This window comes from Halomicrobium zhouii (genome assembly GCF_900114435.1).
Classification (GTDB): Archaea; Halobacteriota; Halobacteria; order Halobacteriales; family Haloarculaceae; genus Halomicrobium; species Halomicrobium zhouii.
The window spans coordinates 160,488-175,569 of record NZ_FOZK01000004.1 but is presented as its reverse complement, the minus strand read 5'-3'; the positions used below and the strand labels follow the sequence as shown (position 1 = coordinate 175,569).

Here is a 15,082-nt window from a genome sequence, read left to right as displayed (position 1 = left end):
ATCGGCTGCTATGGACGACGAAGCGGGCGATTCCACCGGAGAGCTCGAAGTCTGGTGTGCCGGGAACGACTGGTGTCCGGTCACGACGACCGCGACGCTGATCGGGAAGAAGTGGCACCCCGTCATCGTCCACCGGTTGCTCGAACACGGCCCGAGCGGCTTCAACGAACTCGAGGCAAACGTCGACGGCATCTCCAGCAAGGTCCTCTCGGACAGCCTGGACGACCTCGAAGCGAACCAGCTCGTCGACCGCGAGATAATCAGCGAGAAACCGTTCCGCGTCCACTACTCGCTGACTGATCACGGGGAGGCACTCCAGCCAGTCATCCACGCGATGCGCGACTGGGGGACAGAACACCTGAAGCGGCCCGAGCACGCCGAGGACGCGGCCTCCGGTGGCTGACCGGCACAGTTCGCGAACGCACCGAGGGCGATCGGCCTCTCGGCCAGAAGGAGTTACGACAGGAGAGAGGCCTGTGACGCGAGAGAGGGGCCTGCGACGCGAGAGCGGCCGTGAGCCCTACGCGGCACAGTTGTTCGGGCCCAGCTCGAGTTCCGTCGCCTCGCTCTCGTCGTCGACGGTGTCTTTGCCGGTGTTGATGGCGATGACTGTCTCGTAGTTCGGGGGCTTCTCCGGGGCGTCTCCGGTCAATCGTTCGACGAACGCTTCGCGGTCCAGCCCGAGGAAGTCGAGTTCGTCGCGGAGGTCCCCGAGCCGGGCCACGAGGGGGTCACCCGGCGAGCCGTTCTCGTAGCGCCCGTCGCTCGTGACGGTGAGGTGGCCCGGCAGGATGGTCGTGTCGTCCGGGAGGTCGAGGATCGTCTCGTGGAGCGAGTCGTACAGCAGTTCCGCGCCACGCGAGGCGTCGTCCTCGTCGAACTGGAGTTCCGTCCGGCCGACGGAGTCGACGAACAGCGTATCGCCCGTCAACAGGAGTTCCCCGTCGACGAGGTAGTTCGTCATCTCCGAGGTGTGGCCGGGGGTGTGGAGCGCCTCGATCTCGACGTCGCCGACCTCGACGACTGCGCCATCTGCGAGCGGTTCGTATTCGTACTCGACACCGCGCTCGCTGGCTGCGTCACCGAGGTGGTAGGGCACGCCGACCTCGTCGGCGAGTGCCGGACTGCCGGAGATGTGGTCGGCGTGGACGTGCGTATCGAGCACGCGTGCGATGGAGAGCCCGGCGTCCTGGGCAGCGACTTTGAACTGGTCGGTCTGTCTGGTCGCGTCGACGACGGCTGCCTCTTCCGCGGCTTTCGAGCCGACGACGTAGCCGAGACAGCCCTTCGCCCGGCGCTGGACCTGCCGAACGACGAGGTCGTCGCTCGCCGTCTCGATGGGGACGACCTCGTAGCGCTTGCTCCACGCCTCCATCCCGCCAGTGACGACCGAGACGTCCTCGTAGCCGTGTTCCTCCAGGTCGAACGCGAACGGCGTCGACGTCAGTCCCTTCCCGCAGATGGCGACGACCGGTCCGCCGTCGACCAGTGTCTCCACCTCGTTTCGCTGGTCTTCGCTCAGTCCCTCGTCGGGGTCGTATGGAACGTTCGCCGCGTCGGGCACGTGCCAGGCCTCGAAGCTGTCTTCGGGACGCACGTCGATGAGCGTGAACTGTTCGCCGGCGTCGATCTCGTCCGCGAGTTGGTCCGCAGTGATGGTTGTGACCATGGTATCTCACCTGTGTCGTATCGAGTGTGCCGTTCGTGGGATCTATCGGGTCGCCGTTCGTCGGAACTGTCGGGTTCGCCGTTCGTGGGATCTATCGGAGTCGCTGTCGCCGCCTAGCGCGTTCGATTACGCCCTTCGTCGGGAAACGTGTTCCTGCGTGGGATCATGGACGTCTCGCAGTACGCTTCGCCGGCCGCGTAGTCGACGCCGGGCTGGATGAACGGATACGCCCCGTCTGCGGGCGTGTTCTGGGCTCGGCCACCGTCGTCGGCGGTCTCGACCAGCCCCATCACCTCGTAGTCGACGGGCGAGTGGCCTTCGAGATACTCGACGACGACGTCGACCGGGATGGTCCCGTCGTCGACCTCGACGTCCTGGAACGGGAACCCGCAGTTACCGAGGTCGCGTTCGGGGTCACCGGGCCGGCGGAACGTCGCCACCGAGTACGTCTCCTCGGGGTCGACCGTCTCGCCGTCGACCCGCATCTCGACGAGGCGACGGCCGCGCTTGGCGGTCGGGTCGACGGTCACCGCGACGTTCGAGGAGAAGCTACGGACGCGACCGTCCTCCTGGTCGTAGGGGTACGGCGTGAAGTTGTCCTCGAGGAACGCCTCCACGTGGCTCGTGAGTTGCTGGCCGTAGGCGACGCCACGGGCGACGGGCGCCGTCATCGGGAAGAACGTGTATAGATCGCCGAGTGTGATCTCGCCGGGCGGGATAGCAGTCCCGTAGCGGAACCCGTGCGAGACGGCGAGGTCCGTGCCGAAGTGCGCCCGCAGCGCGTCGTTGAACAGCGTGTTCCACGCGCTCTCGAGGAACGACTGCCGGTAGAGTGGTTTCTCCGTCCGGCCGACCACCGTATCTAGCGGACGGTCGAGCATCCCGGCCCCTCGCTCGAATCCTGGCTCGTCCTCGAGGAAGGGCGCGCGCTCGGCTTCGACCGTCGCCGCCGCCTCGGCGTCCGGTTCCGGCGTGTGCTCGCCGTCCTCGGTCAGACAGTAGAGGTGATGCCGGAACTGGATCTCCCCGTCTCGTACGCGGAGGTCCACGCGGCCGAGCGCCTCGCCCATCCCGGATTCGACGACCACGGTTTCGGTCTCCGCGACGACGATCGGGTCGTAGGTGTACTCGTGGGTGTGCGCGCTGAACATGACATCCACGCCCGCACAGTCCTTGGCGGCCTGGACCATCCACGGGAGGCCGATCTCGGTGACCGCGACCACGACGTCGGCGCCGTCCTCGCGGGCGGCCTGTGCGGACGCTTCGAGGAGCGCGGGGTGCTTCCCGAAGCGGTACTTCCCCTCGGAGAACGCGGGCGCCATCCGGTCGACGTAGACGTTCGTCATGCCGACGACGCCCACAGAGAGGCCACCGACGTCGAGGATCCGGTACGCGTCGTACAGTCGCTCGTCGGTCTCCCAGTCGTAGAGGTTGTTCGCGAGAACCGGGGCCTCGAGTGCGTCCATCAGTTCCACGAAGGAGCCGTCCTCGGCGGCCTCGTTCGAGTAGTCCCAGTTGCCGGGGACGTAGACGTCGGGCGCGACGTGTTCGTTGACGGGGTCGAGCATCGCTCGTCCGTCGGTGTAGGTGGTCACGGCGGAGCCGTGGAACGTGTCGCCACTCATGAGCGTACAGACGTCGTAGTCCTCGCGGAGTTCGTCGAGTTTGGCCGCCAGGATCGGGACGCCACCCGCACGCTCGATGACGCGGTCGTCGTCGCCGAAGTCGAAGTCCGGCTTCGACGTGAGGTTGTCGTAATAGACCTGGTGGCGCGGTGCCAACTGTCCGTGGAGGTCGCTCACGTGAGCGAAGACCACGTCGGCGTCCTCGTCGTCGCCGCGATCGACGGTGGCTCCGTCGAGAGAGCGCCACTCGCCCGTGACCGTTTCGTTCCCGCTCATGGTGGGGCGACTGTCCCTACGCCCGCCGACCGTTCGTGCGTTGTGGTTGCGATTACAAATACTGTACACGACTATCGAGAAATACCAGAACTGGCACGTGGGACGCGACCACGCCCCGTGGACTGCGATCGGACAACGAAACAAAACTGAACAGACGCGCTGGCTTGGATGCGAAACACGATACGGCGTTTCGCTCCCCCTTCGTAGTGGCAACTGCCCTAAGTGATGCGGTCGTAGTATCGGCCAGACAGATGCGTCTGCTACCGTCGAAACGGCGGCGGTATCGATGACGACAAACTGGATAACGACGGGAGTCTCACCTACACGGGAGCCGTGACGACGCCACTGCTGATCGAGGCCGTCGTCGCCGTGCCGATGGTGTTTCTCGGTGTCTGGTTCGGCGTGTACATCTTCGACCACATCCCCGAGCGCATCTTCCAGTGGCTCGTACTGGTGCTCCTGGCCGTAAACGCGTTCGTCCTCCTGTTCACGGCGGTTCCGGACCTCTGACGCGTCGGTCTGCTTGCCCGTCCTCCCCAGATTCGTACGTAACCGCTATCCGAACATATTCGCGCGAACCAACTTTTAGCCCGGCCTAAAACTCTCGGACGAGAACGGCGGTTCGACGAGTCGGCCACCCACGGCCGGGATACTCGGCCGCTGGTGCCGGTCACGGTGTCACTCCAATGCCATACGCAAAACTCACCATAACAGTCCCGGAGGCGGTCTGGGTCAGCGACGTGTCGCAGAGTCACCCCGACGTCCGGTTCCGCGTCCTCGCCGCGACGGCGAACGACGACGCCGGCGTCGCCGAGATGGAACTCGTCGGGCCGGACGCGGGCCTGATCAGTGACGAGATTCGGGCCTACGAGACGGTTTCGGCGGTGACCGAGTTCGAGTCCGAACCCGGCCGCCACCGCATCGAGGTCGAGACGACGATGCCACTCCTGCTGTCGTCGATCCAGGCCTCGGGCGTCCCGCTGACCACGCCGTTCGAAGTCCGTGACGGTGAGATGCTGCTGGAGGAGCGACTCCCCCAGGAGCGACTCTCGAAACTGGGTGACACGCTGGCGGACGTCGGCATCCAGTACACCGTCGAGCAGATCCGCCAGCACGTCGACTCCGAGTCGGTACTGACGGACCGCCAGCGCTGGTTGATCGGGGAAGCGATCGATCGGGGCTACTACGACACGCCCCGCCGGACGACGCTGACTGCCCTCGCCGAGGAACTCGACATCGCCGCGTCGACGTGTAGCGAAGTGCTCCACCGCGCGGAAGAGCGGGTACTGAAACAGTTCGTGCGAACGGACCGTCCGGCGCCCGCCCGTACGCCCGTTCACGCGGACTGACCTCCCGGTTTGGGCACGCCCACGTATTCGGCCGTGGAACGGACTCGAAGGGATTCGGGGTATCGCTTTCCGTGGTGGCTGACGAACCGTCGTGTATGTCCGCAGAGAGCCAGGGGCCCGGAACGGACGGCCTCGCGCCATCACCGTCAGCCGTCGGCGGGACGCCCGGGAGGTACCTGCTCGCGATTCACTGGCTCGCTGACGGGGATGCTGGTCGGGTGTCGACCGGTGAGCTGCAGCGATCCCTGGACGTGAGCGGGCCGACCGTGAGCGAGACGGTAGCGAAACTCGGTGACCGAGGCCTCGTCGACTACCAAAAGTACCGCGGGGTGACACTCACGCCCCGGGGGGACGCCGCTGCGACCCGACTGGCCCGGCAGTTCTGTATCGTGACGACCTTCTTCGAGTCGGTGCTCGACGTGCCGCTCGACGACGAGATGACCTACGATATCGGTGTCACGCTGCCCGCGGACGCCCTCTCCCGACTTCGGGAACTCACCGACCGCCCCTGCATCGACGACTGTCCGGAGACGGCCGGGGAAGATGCGGGCTGTCTCGTCTGAGCTGCTTTCACAGGGCGGTCCCAGCGGGGACCGACACTGTCGGAACCCCCGTCAGAACGGCGCGTCCGCACTGTAGCCGCGACTCGTACCTCCCATCCCCTGTGAACAGCCCGTCCCACCGCTTCCTCGCTGCCGCTGCTCGCTCGATTCGCCCGTCTCGCCGTCGTCGGCCGCTGCTTCCATCTCGGCCAGCATCTCGTTTATCGCGTCGGCGCGGTGGTGCATCTCGTCGACGCGGACGCGGACGAGGTCGTACTCGTGGCGGTCGGCCAGCCCGTTCCAGGCCCGGAAGGAGCCCCTGGTGAGCGTGTCGCTCTGCGGGCAGAAGGGCGTCGTCGGCGTGAACTCCGCCCACAGGATCGACGGGTCTTCGGCGTCCTCGCGAGCTTGCGAGGGAGGGCTCGTGGAACCGCGTTCCACGGCGTACCGGTAGCCGGCGTTCCGGTGTCGCGTGTCGAGGTTCAACCGCGCGAGGTTGTAGCCGAACGTCATGTCGTACACCCCGCGTTCCTCGAAGAGATCCCGCGTCAGCTCGTGGAAGTCGAGGTGGGCCTCGCCGGTGAGGACGTCGTGGCCCTCGAGAAATCGACCGGGCTCCGGGACGTTCGCCGGGACGAACTCGTCGTAGCTATCGAAGAGCGCGTCGCTGCCGCCGTCGTCGCCGCCGAACGGCGTACTGAATCCGACCATACCTCTTCTCGGTCGCGGACCACTACCACAGTATCGCCCAATATATTCGCCCGTGCCGGGAAGTGGGCCGTTCTCGACTGTCGACGCATCGTCCCGAATCGGGTCCAGCGTCGTCTCTCTGACTGGGCTCCGTCGCTTCCCACGTGTGAGGCGAACACGTTCGTGACGACTGGTTAGGGGGTCGAGCGGGACCTATCTGGTATGTCGTACTCCCGCATCACGCCGGACGTTAGCGAACGACTACAGCTCCTGGGCGGCGCAGTAGCCCTCGTCCTCGCCACGGTGTGTCTCGTCGCCCTGACCATGCTCGGGGTCGGCGGCGAACTCGACCGGATGGCGCTCGGCCTCTTCACCGTCGGCCTGTTCGTCGCCGGTGCGCTGTCCATCGGGAAGTCCGAACAGCCGCGCGTGTGAACGGCAGGGGCGTTAGGGCGTCACCGCGACGCGGGTGACGTACCCGCCACACGAACACCGCCCCTCGTCCGAGAGCTCGACGCCCCGTTCCACCGACCGTAGCGCTCCGTAGAGATACGACGACGGATGTCCGTGTCGTTCGTGGGTCACGAGATCGACGTATCGCCCGCTCCGGGTCTGTTCGACCGCGTCGACGGCCTCGGCGACTGTCAATCGGCTGTCGGCCGCGTGGGCTTCGCTCTCGAGGTCGGCGACCCACGGCCGGTCGTGTGCTCGCCTCGTCACCGGCTCGCGGTCGGCGTACGCGTTCGTCATCGGTCGGTCGTTTCGCGCAGACTGTCGAGTGGTTTCGGCCGAATATATGCGGGCTCGACTTCAGTTCCAGACGGCGGTCCGTCCGGACTGGATTCACGAAGGGTGAGTCCCCGTGACGGTCCAGTAGATGCTCTGGAGCGACTTCCCGGCGAAGCACCCGACGAAGAACCACAGCACGCCGGCCTCCTCGCCCTGCAGCGCGGCGCCGGCTACCCCACAGACGACACCGACGACGAGTCCCGGATGGCCCAGGAGCGACGGAACAGTTCGCATGGATGCCCAGTAGTTGTTCACTCTGATGAGTAATCGCCCGAACCGATTCGCATTCACGCTGGCGCCCAGTCGCGACGCTTCTTCCCCGCTCCACCTCGATGGTCGTTGGCGGTGAAGCGCTGATGCCGAACTAATCTCCGTCTGGTTCGTACGACGCCATGAAGGCCTGTGCACGTTCTTTCGCGGTCTCCACGTCCTCGACGACACCCAGCCGTTCGGCCGTCTCGCCGGTCGCTCTCACCAGGTAGCGCCAGCCGACGAAACTGCTCGGTTCCTGCACGTCGCTGATCCGGACCGCCTGGTCGCCGCTCTCGTGCTCGAAGACGATTCGCGTGTATTCCCGGGCGTTGTGGCGTTCGAATCGCGTTTCGTCGTGGACGGGTTCCCAGACGTCGGGGACAGCAGTCGTTACGGACATACCTCACTGTCGGTTGCCACCAGCCTTCCACCCGTTTGCGAAGATGTTCCCGATACCAGCTATCACGGTCTGGCGCAAATTCCTCGGAGAGCGCTCCGGTCGGCGGGGTCCCGTCTTCGGACGAAGCCCCCGGAATCGATTCCCCGAACCCCTTTTGTCACCAGCGAACCAATTCGATACAATGTCGAGTCACTCTCACGACCACGACCACGGTGAGGCCGAACCGGTCACCGACAGAACCCACGACAACTCGTGGTCCGCCAACCTCGAGAAACCACAGTACGAGGACGACCGGTCACTGCTCGAACGACACGCGGTCGAGGCAGTCGAACGGACCACCGGTGGTCACCACGTCAACCTCGTCACCCACGCGGCCCAGGGCCACCCGGAGGACTATCTGTACGACGCGCTCGAATCGAACTACGGTGACGACGACGTCGAGTGGGAGTACGTCGAGCAGTGTGGCTGCGGCGGCCACGTCGTCCGCGTTCACGTGAACTGAGAGGCGACGATCTGAGCCCGTCGTCTATCGACCACTCGCAGTTGGCTGACTCCCCTTCGTTGGTGACGCACAGGGCGTGTAATTACTAGCTACGAGCGCAGAGACGATTCGGGGAGTACCGTGATCACGATGTGAGAAGGGTTCTATGACACCCTGTGGCAGAATACTAAATCTGCCATTTTCTAAACACTCGAGTGTCCGCTCGATCGCTGCAAACGACATCTCGATCACGCTCGTGTGGTAGCCGTCGTGTTCGCGAAGCACGCGACAGGCGTCCAGGAGCCGGCACGCTTTCCGGAGCTGGATCACGTCGGCGTCGTGGGCAGTCGGATCGAGCCCTTCCTCGGAGTCCAGTCCACCGAGTGCGTACCCTCCGAAAGCGTCCTCGGCGTCGTCGAGCGTGGAAACGAGTGCGTCCGGATCGTCAGGCACTATTCAACACCTCCTGCTTGAGGTCGCGGAGCGTGTCGCTGTCGACGAGCGTAATTCCGTCGGTGAATACGTCTTCGAGCCGGCCCCCGTGTCCACGTGCTGATTCCGGCGACTCGACGAGAATCTGGAACTCGTACCGCTCGCCGTCGAACCGTACTTCCAGCCAGACGAGTTGCCCGAAGGGGAGAACGTGAAGGAACGGCGGCTGGAACTGCTCGACAGGGAACACGGCGTCTGGCAGTGTCACACCCAGTTCTCGTGTACAGCGGTCTGCCCGAAGGACATCCCGATCACCGAGGGGATCCAGGAGCTGAAACGCAAATCGGTCAAACAGAACCTGAAATTCTGGTAGCCATCCCCGATTCAAAAGGAGACGTTCCGGTCGTCGCGCGGGTCGGCCCTGTCCATCTCTTCGAGGGTCCCGCCCCGGTCGTCGTAGTACTTCCGTCCGATGTACCGCTCGTCGAGCGTCCCGTAGATCGACGCGAAGAGGTCGTCGAGGTTCTCGAACGTCTCGTCGTTGTCCCGGTCGAGCATCGTGCGAATCGCCGCCGAATCGTCGTCCGGGGCGTCGATAGTGACGTCCCCGACGCGTTCGACGACCCCCGACCGGTCGACCGGAAACTCGAACTCCTCGTCTAGATAGCCGCGCAGGTGTGGTGGTCTCATTGTGTTCACTGGATCGTTGTATTCACTCGATCGCTGGGTTCGTCCGTCCACTGTTCGTGGAGCGGTGTCGGCCGGAATTCTCTCGTGGAACGATTCGGCCGTCCCCGGCAAAAGCGTGCTTCTCAGTTCGTTCCCAGTCGGTGTTCGCGTTCGATGTCCTGGTGTTGTGGAATCGACGCTGACCCTCTCACAACGTGGATGATTCCCGCGTCTAGAGTCGCGGGAGGAGCTCGCGCTCCGTCGCGGATTCACCCACCGGGAGGTTTCGGTCCAGCCCCTATCTGGCGGACGTGTTCGGACGGCGATTGAAGGGCTCGGGGAACCAACACCGACGTGATGCTCGAACCAGGCGACACCGCACCGACGTTCACCGCGACGCTCGGCACGAGCGACCACGAATCGTTCGATCTCGACGACCGCCTCGGCGACGGCCCCGTCGTGCTCGCGTTCTTCCCGGGCGCGTTCACGCCCCCGTGTTCCAGCGAGATGGTCGCGCTGCAGGACCACCTCGAGGCGTTCCACGAGGTCGGGGCGACCGTCCTCGGCGTCAGCGCCGACTCGGCGTTCGCACAGGGCGCGTTCCGCGACGAACACGGTATCGAGTTCGACCTCGTGAGCGACACGGCGGGCGAGGCCATCCGCGCCTACGACCTCGAGATCGACATCGAGCCCCTCGGTCTGTACGGGGTCGCCAATCGCGCGACGTTCGTCATCGACGAGGACGGCACGATCACGGACAGCTGGGTCGCCGACGACCCGACGAACGAACCGGACTACGACGAACTGCTCGAGGCGGTCGAGTCGGCGTCGTCCTAGGGAGCGACGGTGAGGCCGTCTTCGGCCACGATCACGTCGCCGTCGAAGGCCGCTTCGGCGTCGCGTCGCATCGCCTCCAGGTCCCGGTACGGCATGACGTGGGTGAGCACGAGCGTCTCGACGCCGGCCGCTTGTGCGATCTCCCCGGCGTCGGTAGCGTCACAGTGGTTGGTCGTCAGCGTGGACTGGTTCAGGTCTCGCCCGCCCGCGGCGTGCTGTTGCCAGACGAACTGGTCGTCGCCCTCGGGCACGCGGTCTTCGTCGACCGGCGCGGTGTTGCAGTCCTGGACGAGGACGTCTGCACCCTCGGCGAACTCGGCGAGCGACGGGATCTTCCGCGTGTCGCCGGAGAAGACGAACGACGACCCCGAGGCCGCTTCCTCGAAGCGGTAGGCGTACGTCTCGATCGAGTGTTCGACCGGGAGCGCCTCGACCGACCAGCCGTCCATCTGGCGACTGAACCCCTCGGTCACGAGGCCAGTCTCGATGTTTGAGATACCGTCGGTCGGGTAGATGTCCTGGCGGTACTCGATGTCTTCGGCGTACACGTCGTACAGCGCGTCGACGAGCCGGTCGGTCCCGTCGGGGCCGTAGACGGTGAGCGATTCCCGGCCACCCTCGGTCCAGCTCGTGAACGCGAAGTGGAAGAACGAGGCGTTGTGGTCCATGTGGTGGTGGGTGAAGAACATCGTCTCGATCTCCCCGAACGGGATCCGCGCCTCCATGAGTCCGTAGACGGTCCTGGGCCCGCAGTCGATCAACACGCGCTCCCCGGCGACGTCGAGGGCGATACTCGTTCCGCCCCGTTCCGGGATGGGGACGGGACTGCCGGTGCCGACGAGAGTGATCTCCATGCGTCGTGCTACGGCACAAATACGTTAGTACGTTATTACGTCTGTTCGTTTGCAGGTTGTCCCTGAGTATCCCGGCCCCACAGACCGGCAACGGGGCCCGAGACGACGAGACTGAGGAGCCCGAACGCGACGATGATCGTGAGCACGGCCGGTTCGGGAAAGCTCGTCGTGGCGATGAGCAGGGCGATGGCCACGTTTCGCGCGGCGGTCGTCGTCGCGAGCACCTCTCGCGTACTCTTCGCCGGCCCGCCGAGCGCGTAGCCGAGCAGTAGCGAGCCGCCCACGACGACCGTGGAGATCAACAGCGTCCCGGTGCCGACGAGCTGGCGCATCTCGCCCGCGTAGGCGGCCGTCAACAGGACGACCAGGAGGACGAGCAGGGCCGTCGAGAGTTTCTGGACCGGCGGGTGCAGCCGCGTGGCGACGGACTGGAAGCGCGCTCTGACGGCCAGTCCACCGACTAGCGGGAGAAGCTGGGTGAGGACGACGATCCGGGCGATTCCGACCGGGTCGGCGGCGACGTCGCCGGGCATGAGCAGCGCCACCGTGACCGGTATCGTCGCGACGGAGACGACGCCGAGCACGGCCATCAGACCGCTCGCGAACGCGACGTCGCTGCGGGAGATCTCGGCCAGTTTCGGCCCGAAGGGCGCCCCCGGTGCCATGGCGATCAACAGGAGACCGACGACGTGACCGGTCTCCATCGGCACCGTGAGGACGAACGCGAACGCCAGCAGTGGGGCGAGCACGAGGTTCACCAGCAGCGACTTCGCCATCAGTCGGTGGTGGCCGAGCGACGCGAGAATCTCGTCGGCCGTCAGCGCGAGCCCCATCGAGAACATCGTCGCGAGCACGAAGACGACCGTCACGAAATCGACCACTGCGGTGACTGTCATCGCTCCCATTCGTTCGGTGGGAAGTTCGTCATTCCGCGTGAAAAGTGGCCTGAACGAGGTCGACTCACACCTCCGCGCGATTCAGACGTGGCGCCGATGAGCGCACCGCCGATCCTTGGTGGTCGGTCCCCCTTTCAGCGCGCGGACGCGAAGCTGGTCGATTAGTGGACACTCACGCGGCAAGCTATCTGGTAAATACATCATAACAAGGTAGTTAGTGGATGGATCTGGCTCTATGGCTTGCACCAACTGCGACACGGAGATCCGGGCGTTCACGCTGCAGGTCGAAGCGTCGGACATCGAGCTACCGTTCTGCTCGGCGGACTGCGTCGACGCCTGGGTGTAGGTCGTCGTCGGTCGCATTGGCTGCCAGGAGACCTCTTCTCCGGGGTTTCCAGAGAACTATCCCGGAATCCCGTCAGAACAGCTCGTCGATCGGCCGGTCCGCGTCCCCTTCGGTTTCGGCGTCGGGGTCCGGATCGACCGGTGGTGCGTCGAACAGTTGGCCGCCCTCGACGAGTGCGGAGTGCTCTGTTTCCAGCAGTTCGCGGTTCTCACCGTCCATCTCCTCGGGCAGGTCGAATGCCTCCGCCACACTCTCTGGCAGGTCCGGGCGTCGCGCGTCACGATGGCGCTGGATCTTCTCGGTCACGTAGAGGTGGTCCTGAACCACCCGCAGAACCGGCACGTAGCGGAGGTAGTCGAAGTCGTACAGTAGCTCGATCCCGAACTCGGTGAAGCCCCAGAACTCCGTCGGCTCGTTCTGGGCGCTCTCGTCTCCCGTGTACTCGTACTTCGCGAGGAGCTGTTTCCCTTCTAGCCGGTCTAGATGCTCGTCGATCGTCGACCGATTCTTGGGGACCAGGTACTCGAGCTCGTCGAACGAGGCCAGGTGGTGTGGGTGACCCAGAAGGGCCTGGATGATGTAGTAGCGCGTCTCCTGGGTGAGAAACCGATGTGCCTGGCGTTGTCGCTCGAACGACAGGGTATCCTCGTCGCCAAACGGGTTGTCGGACACCGGGGTCCCGGGAGGCTTCGTGCGCTCGCTCATGGGCGACGATACGAACGTTCCCGCTGTAACTGTTTGGGTTAGACAGGTTGGGAATATTGGCAATTTCCAACCCAAACCGGCAGGCTTTTTTCCAGTAGCGTGAGTAGGGAAGTCTATGGCGGGGCCACGGGTACCACGGAACGATCCGTGGGTACGAGCGGCGCTCGAACGCATCCTCGACGACGTCACTGTTCCACAGGGGGATCTGCACGAGATCTGTCGGTTCATGAACCACGAGCTGCCCGGGTTCGAACAGGCAGCTGTGAGCTATCTGGTTCTCGGGAGCTACCGGGGCTCGTATCACGTTCGATTGCGCACGTTCACCCACCGGCTCGAACTACCTACCACGACTACAGCGACCATCCTCGGGGACACGATCGACCTGGAGACGAACGTCCTCCCAGCGTTCGATATCAAGATCCACCTGCTCGGCGAGGCTGCCGACTACATCGCTGGCGTGTACGAGAAAGAGGACGGCGGAGAGGCGCCCGAATTCGGCGTCGTTCGGAGCCTCTTCGCGCCCAAATCCCACGTCCTCCCGCGAGACTACGCTGGCCTCTCTCCAGACGAACTCGACACTCCCGAGACAGTACGCAGAGCCGCCGTCGAGATATTCTTTGCCGACGTCGACGACGACGCCCGTCGTGATGAACTTCTCCGATTGCTCTCTGTGGCCCGGGACAACGGGGTCGATATCACCGAACGCGAACTCGTCGACTTCCTCGAGCAACGTCGACAGGGGATGGACGAACCGCCCGCGAGTTACAGCTGGTCCCACCTCTCCTTTTTCCGACGGTTCGACGCGATGGGACAGTGCTATCCGTGGGACTCGGAAGCAGAACTCTACGCTCACGTCGACGAGTTACCGGGGCCGGGCCGACCCGAGTGGGAACACGAGTACGACCCGGCTGACCTTCCGGAGTAGTGGCTGGCTGGCCGCCACTCGGCCCTGCGTCCGTCCTGGCAGCCGCCGGTTCCGCTAGTACCCGAACTGGTCGCGGATGAGGACGACGGTCGTCCGTCCCTCTTCGAGTTCCTGTCGGAAGATGAGCTGCTTGGCGATGGCGGAGTCGACGCCGTAGGCCTCCTGGGCGCGCTCGTTCTCGAGGGGGTAGGCGACGGACTCGAGCCGGTCGAGCGCGTCGTCGACCGTCGGCACGATCTTGTTCACGCCGCTGACGATGACGACGTTCTCGGCGGCGAACGGATACGCACCGATGCGACTACCCGACCGGTCGGCAGCGACGAGTTCGCCGGACTGTGCGATCCCGTTGATGCCGCCGAGGAAGAACTCCGCCGTCTGCGATTCACGGCGAGCGGCCTGTCGCTCCGCGTCGTCTTCGATGCTCCAGATCTCGTCGGCCAGGCTCTCCCACTCGTGGTCTCCCTCGCTCAGGTACTCGACGAATCCGATCTCCTCGAGGGTCGTCGAGTGGCCGTTCATCACGGACGAGCCCGCCGGGATGAGCGACTGCAGTTCCGCGAGCGCGGCGTCGGCGGAATCGACGACGACGACCTCGAACCCGTTCGCTTCGAGGTTCTCGACCGTCTCTTCGATAGCGTCCGCCGCGGGCAGGTCGTCGAGCGATTCGTCGATATCGGCGTCGTCTACGTAGTCAGGTTTTCGTTGGGACATTTCGGGTGGTGAGTCGTCACCCAGAGTTCGTCGTCACTCGGCCATAAATGCCTTCGAGACACCGGTGCCGGGAAGTAACATCGGTGTCACTGGTACCGCTCCTCGGGGCGGACGGATGCGAGTATCCGACCGGACGCCGACTGCTCGATAGCGGTGAGCGGAGCGCTGCTCGCTCGGACGGGGAGACTCACTCGGACGGGGAGAACTCGTCGAACAGCGCGACCACCCGCCGCTCGATTTCGTCACGGATCTCCCGCACCCGATCGAGGTCCTGGCCGTCGGGGTCGTCGAGCGCCCAGTCCCGGATATCCACGTCGTCGCCGACTTCGCCGACGTCGAGCGTCGAACAGCCCATCGTCGCGACGTAGTCACAGGAGCGCAGTTCCGCCAGGGAAATCTCTCGCGGCGTCCGGTCGGCGAGGTCGAACCCCGCCTCGTCCATCACCTCGACGACTTCGTCGTGGACGTGGTCGGCCGGGTGGGTCCCGCCGGTACGAATCTCGACGCGGTCTTCGAGCCCACGTCGGTCCCGTTCACGCTCGGCGAAGGCCGTCGACAGCTGGGAACGGCCGGCGTTCTGGACGCACACGAAGGCGATTCGAATCGGGTCGTCTGTGGCAGTGTTGGATGACAT

Annotated in this window: 21 protein-coding genes and 1 pseudogene; 9 read left to right on the top strand and 13 right to left on the bottom strand. The window is 64.9% G+C overall.

What is annotated here, in order from left to right; all coding sequences use genetic code 11:
* The first annotated feature begins 10 nt into the window (after positions 1 to 10).
* Complete coding sequence (locus BM337_RS18015) at positions 11 to 403, top strand: winged helix-turn-helix transcriptional regulator (RefSeq protein ID WP_089818531.1); 393 nt, start codon at positions 11 to 13, stop codon at positions 401 to 403.
* Between the two features lie 117 nt (positions 404 to 520).
* Here the strand turns inward: BM337_RS18015 and BM337_RS18010 are convergent, their stop codons facing one another.
* Positions 521 to 1,669, bottom strand: coding sequence for an MBL fold metallo-hydrolase (locus tag BM337_RS18010; RefSeq protein ID WP_089818529.1), 1,149 nt, complete (start codon positions 1,667 to 1,669; stop codon positions 521 to 523).
* 113 nt (positions 1,670 to 1,782) lie between these two features.
* On the bottom strand, positions 1,783 to 3,570 hold the full coding sequence (locus BM337_RS18005) for a 5'-nucleotidase C-terminal domain-containing protein (RefSeq protein ID WP_089818527.1): 1,788 nt from the start codon (positions 3,568 to 3,570) through the stop codon (positions 1,783 to 1,785).
* Positions 3,571 to 3,903: 333 nt separating this feature from the next.
* Between BM337_RS18005 and BM337_RS18000 the strand changes: the two genes are divergently transcribed.
* The 3 genes from BM337_RS18000 to BM337_RS17990 all read left to right on the top strand — a co-directional run bounded on the left by BM337_RS18000 (position 3,904) and on the right by BM337_RS17990 (position 5,482).
* Positions 3,904 to 4,080 (top strand): hypothetical protein, encoded by a 177-nt coding sequence (locus BM337_RS18000; protein ID WP_245778698.1) that lies wholly within the window; start codon positions 3,904 to 3,906, stop codon positions 4,078 to 4,080.
* A gap of 176 nt (positions 4,081 to 4,256) precedes the next feature.
* Positions 4,257 to 4,919, top strand: coding sequence for a helix-turn-helix domain-containing protein (locus BM337_RS17995; protein ID WP_089818525.1), 663 nt, complete (start codon positions 4,257 to 4,259; stop codon positions 4,917 to 4,919).
* Between the two features lie 95 nt (positions 4,920 to 5,014).
* Positions 5,015 to 5,482: a metal-dependent transcriptional regulator gene (locus BM337_RS17990; protein ID WP_089818523.1), complete on the top strand. Its 468-nt coding sequence runs from the start codon at positions 5,015 to 5,017 to the stop codon at positions 5,480 to 5,482.
* A gap of 51 nt (positions 5,483 to 5,533) precedes the next feature.
* On the opposite strand, the gene BM337_RS17985 is transcribed toward BM337_RS17990, so the two are convergent.
* Positions 5,534 to 6,172, bottom strand: coding sequence for a DUF7998 family protein (locus BM337_RS17985; RefSeq protein WP_218155591.1), 639 nt, complete (start codon positions 6,170 to 6,172; stop codon positions 5,534 to 5,536).
* A gap of 201 nt (positions 6,173 to 6,373) precedes the next feature.
* Here BM337_RS17985 and BM337_RS17980 point away from each other — a divergent pair, with 201 nt between their 5' ends.
* Positions 6,374 to 6,586 carry a hypothetical protein gene (locus tag BM337_RS17980; RefSeq protein WP_089818521.1) on the top strand — a complete coding sequence of 71 codons (213 nt, stop codon included), beginning with the start codon at positions 6,374 to 6,376 and terminating at the stop codon, positions 6,584 to 6,586.
* A gap of 12 nt (positions 6,587 to 6,598) precedes the next feature.
* Here BM337_RS17980 and BM337_RS17975 read toward each other — a convergent pair whose 3' ends face one another.
* The 3 genes from BM337_RS17975 to BM337_RS17965 form a co-directional block, all read right to left on the bottom strand.
* Complete coding sequence (locus BM337_RS17975; RefSeq protein ID WP_089818519.1) at positions 6,599 to 6,901, bottom strand: CGCGG family putative rSAM-modified RiPP protein; 303 nt, start codon at positions 6,899 to 6,901, stop codon at positions 6,599 to 6,601.
* Between the two features lie 93 nt (positions 6,902 to 6,994).
* Complete coding sequence (locus BM337_RS17970) at positions 6,995 to 7,174, bottom strand: hypothetical protein (protein WP_089818517.1); 180 nt, start codon at positions 7,172 to 7,174, stop codon at positions 6,995 to 6,997.
* Positions 7,175 to 7,304: 130 nt separating this feature from the next.
* Positions 7,305 to 7,592 (bottom strand): hypothetical protein, encoded by a 288-nt coding sequence (locus BM337_RS17965; protein WP_089818516.1) that lies wholly within the window; start codon positions 7,590 to 7,592, stop codon positions 7,305 to 7,307.
* Between the two features lie 181 nt (positions 7,593 to 7,773).
* On the opposite strand from BM337_RS17965, the gene BM337_RS17960 reads away from it, so the two are divergent.
* Positions 7,774 to 8,094, top strand: a complete 321-nt coding sequence (locus BM337_RS17960; RefSeq protein ID WP_089818514.1) for a CGCGG family putative rSAM-modified RiPP protein — start codon at positions 7,774 to 7,776, stop codon at positions 8,092 to 8,094.
* A gap of 24 nt (positions 8,095 to 8,118) precedes the next feature.
* On the opposite strand, the gene BM337_RS20785 is transcribed toward BM337_RS17960, so the two are convergent.
* Positions 8,119 to 8,526 (bottom strand): DUF8154 family protein, encoded by a 408-nt coding sequence (locus BM337_RS20785; protein WP_143117753.1) that lies wholly within the window; start codon positions 8,524 to 8,526, stop codon positions 8,119 to 8,121.
* Between the two features lie 118 nt (positions 8,527 to 8,644).
* Here BM337_RS20785 and BM337_RS21670 point away from each other — a divergent pair.
* Positions 8,645 to 8,878: pseudogene (locus tag BM337_RS21670) on the top strand (succinate dehydrogenase); the annotation flags it as partial.
* An 11-nt stretch (positions 8,879 to 8,889) separates the two neighbouring features.
* Here BM337_RS21670 and BM337_RS17950 read toward each other — a convergent pair.
* The gene (locus BM337_RS17950) at positions 8,890 to 9,195 is read right to left on the bottom strand and encodes a DUF5789 family protein (RefSeq protein ID WP_089818512.1); all 306 of its coding nucleotides are present in this window, start codon (positions 9,193 to 9,195) and stop codon (positions 8,890 to 8,892) included.
* Between the two features lie 336 nt (positions 9,196 to 9,531).
* Here BM337_RS17950 and BM337_RS17945 point away from each other — a divergent pair, with 336 nt between their 5' ends.
* A complete protein-coding gene (locus BM337_RS17945) occupies positions 9,532 to 10,011 on the top strand; it encodes a redoxin domain-containing protein (RefSeq protein ID WP_089818510.1) in 480 nt (159 codons plus the stop codon).
* Here the strand turns inward: BM337_RS17945 and BM337_RS17940 are convergent.
* From BM337_RS17940 to BM337_RS17930, 3 genes are all read right to left on the bottom strand, one after another.
* Positions 10,008 to 10,865, bottom strand: a complete 858-nt coding sequence (locus tag BM337_RS17940) for an MBL fold metallo-hydrolase (protein ID WP_089818508.1) — start codon at positions 10,863 to 10,865, stop codon at positions 10,008 to 10,010. The two genes, BM337_RS17945 and BM337_RS17940, sit on opposite strands and share 4 nt — an antisense overlap.
* Positions 10,866 to 10,900: 35 nt before the next feature.
* Positions 10,901 to 11,770 carry a bile acid:sodium symporter family protein gene (locus BM337_RS17935; RefSeq protein WP_089818506.1) on the bottom strand — a complete coding sequence of 290 codons (870 nt, stop codon included), beginning with the start codon at positions 11,768 to 11,770 and terminating at the stop codon, positions 10,901 to 10,903.
* A 409-nt stretch (positions 11,771 to 12,179) separates the two neighbouring features.
* Positions 12,180 to 12,812, bottom strand: a complete 633-nt coding sequence (locus BM337_RS17930; protein WP_177227670.1) for a hypothetical protein — start codon at positions 12,810 to 12,812, stop codon at positions 12,180 to 12,182.
* Positions 12,813 to 12,927: 115 nt separating this feature from the next.
* On the opposite strand from BM337_RS17930, the gene BM337_RS17925 reads away from it, so the two are divergent.
* Complete coding sequence (locus BM337_RS17925) at positions 12,928 to 13,737, top strand: DUF8170 family protein (protein WP_089818504.1); 810 nt, start codon at positions 12,928 to 12,930, stop codon at positions 13,735 to 13,737.
* Between the two features lie 54 nt (positions 13,738 to 13,791).
* Here the strand turns inward: BM337_RS17925 and BM337_RS17920 are convergent, their stop codons facing one another.
* Positions 13,792 to 14,448, bottom strand: coding sequence for a lactate utilization protein (locus BM337_RS17920; RefSeq protein WP_089818502.1), 657 nt, complete (start codon positions 14,446 to 14,448; stop codon positions 13,792 to 13,794).
* Positions 14,449 to 14,635: 187 nt separating this feature from the next.
* Positions 14,636 to 15,082 carry a low molecular weight phosphatase family protein gene (locus BM337_RS17915; RefSeq protein ID WP_089818500.1) on the bottom strand — a complete coding sequence of 149 codons (447 nt, stop codon included), beginning with the start codon at positions 15,080 to 15,082 and terminating at the stop codon, positions 14,636 to 14,638.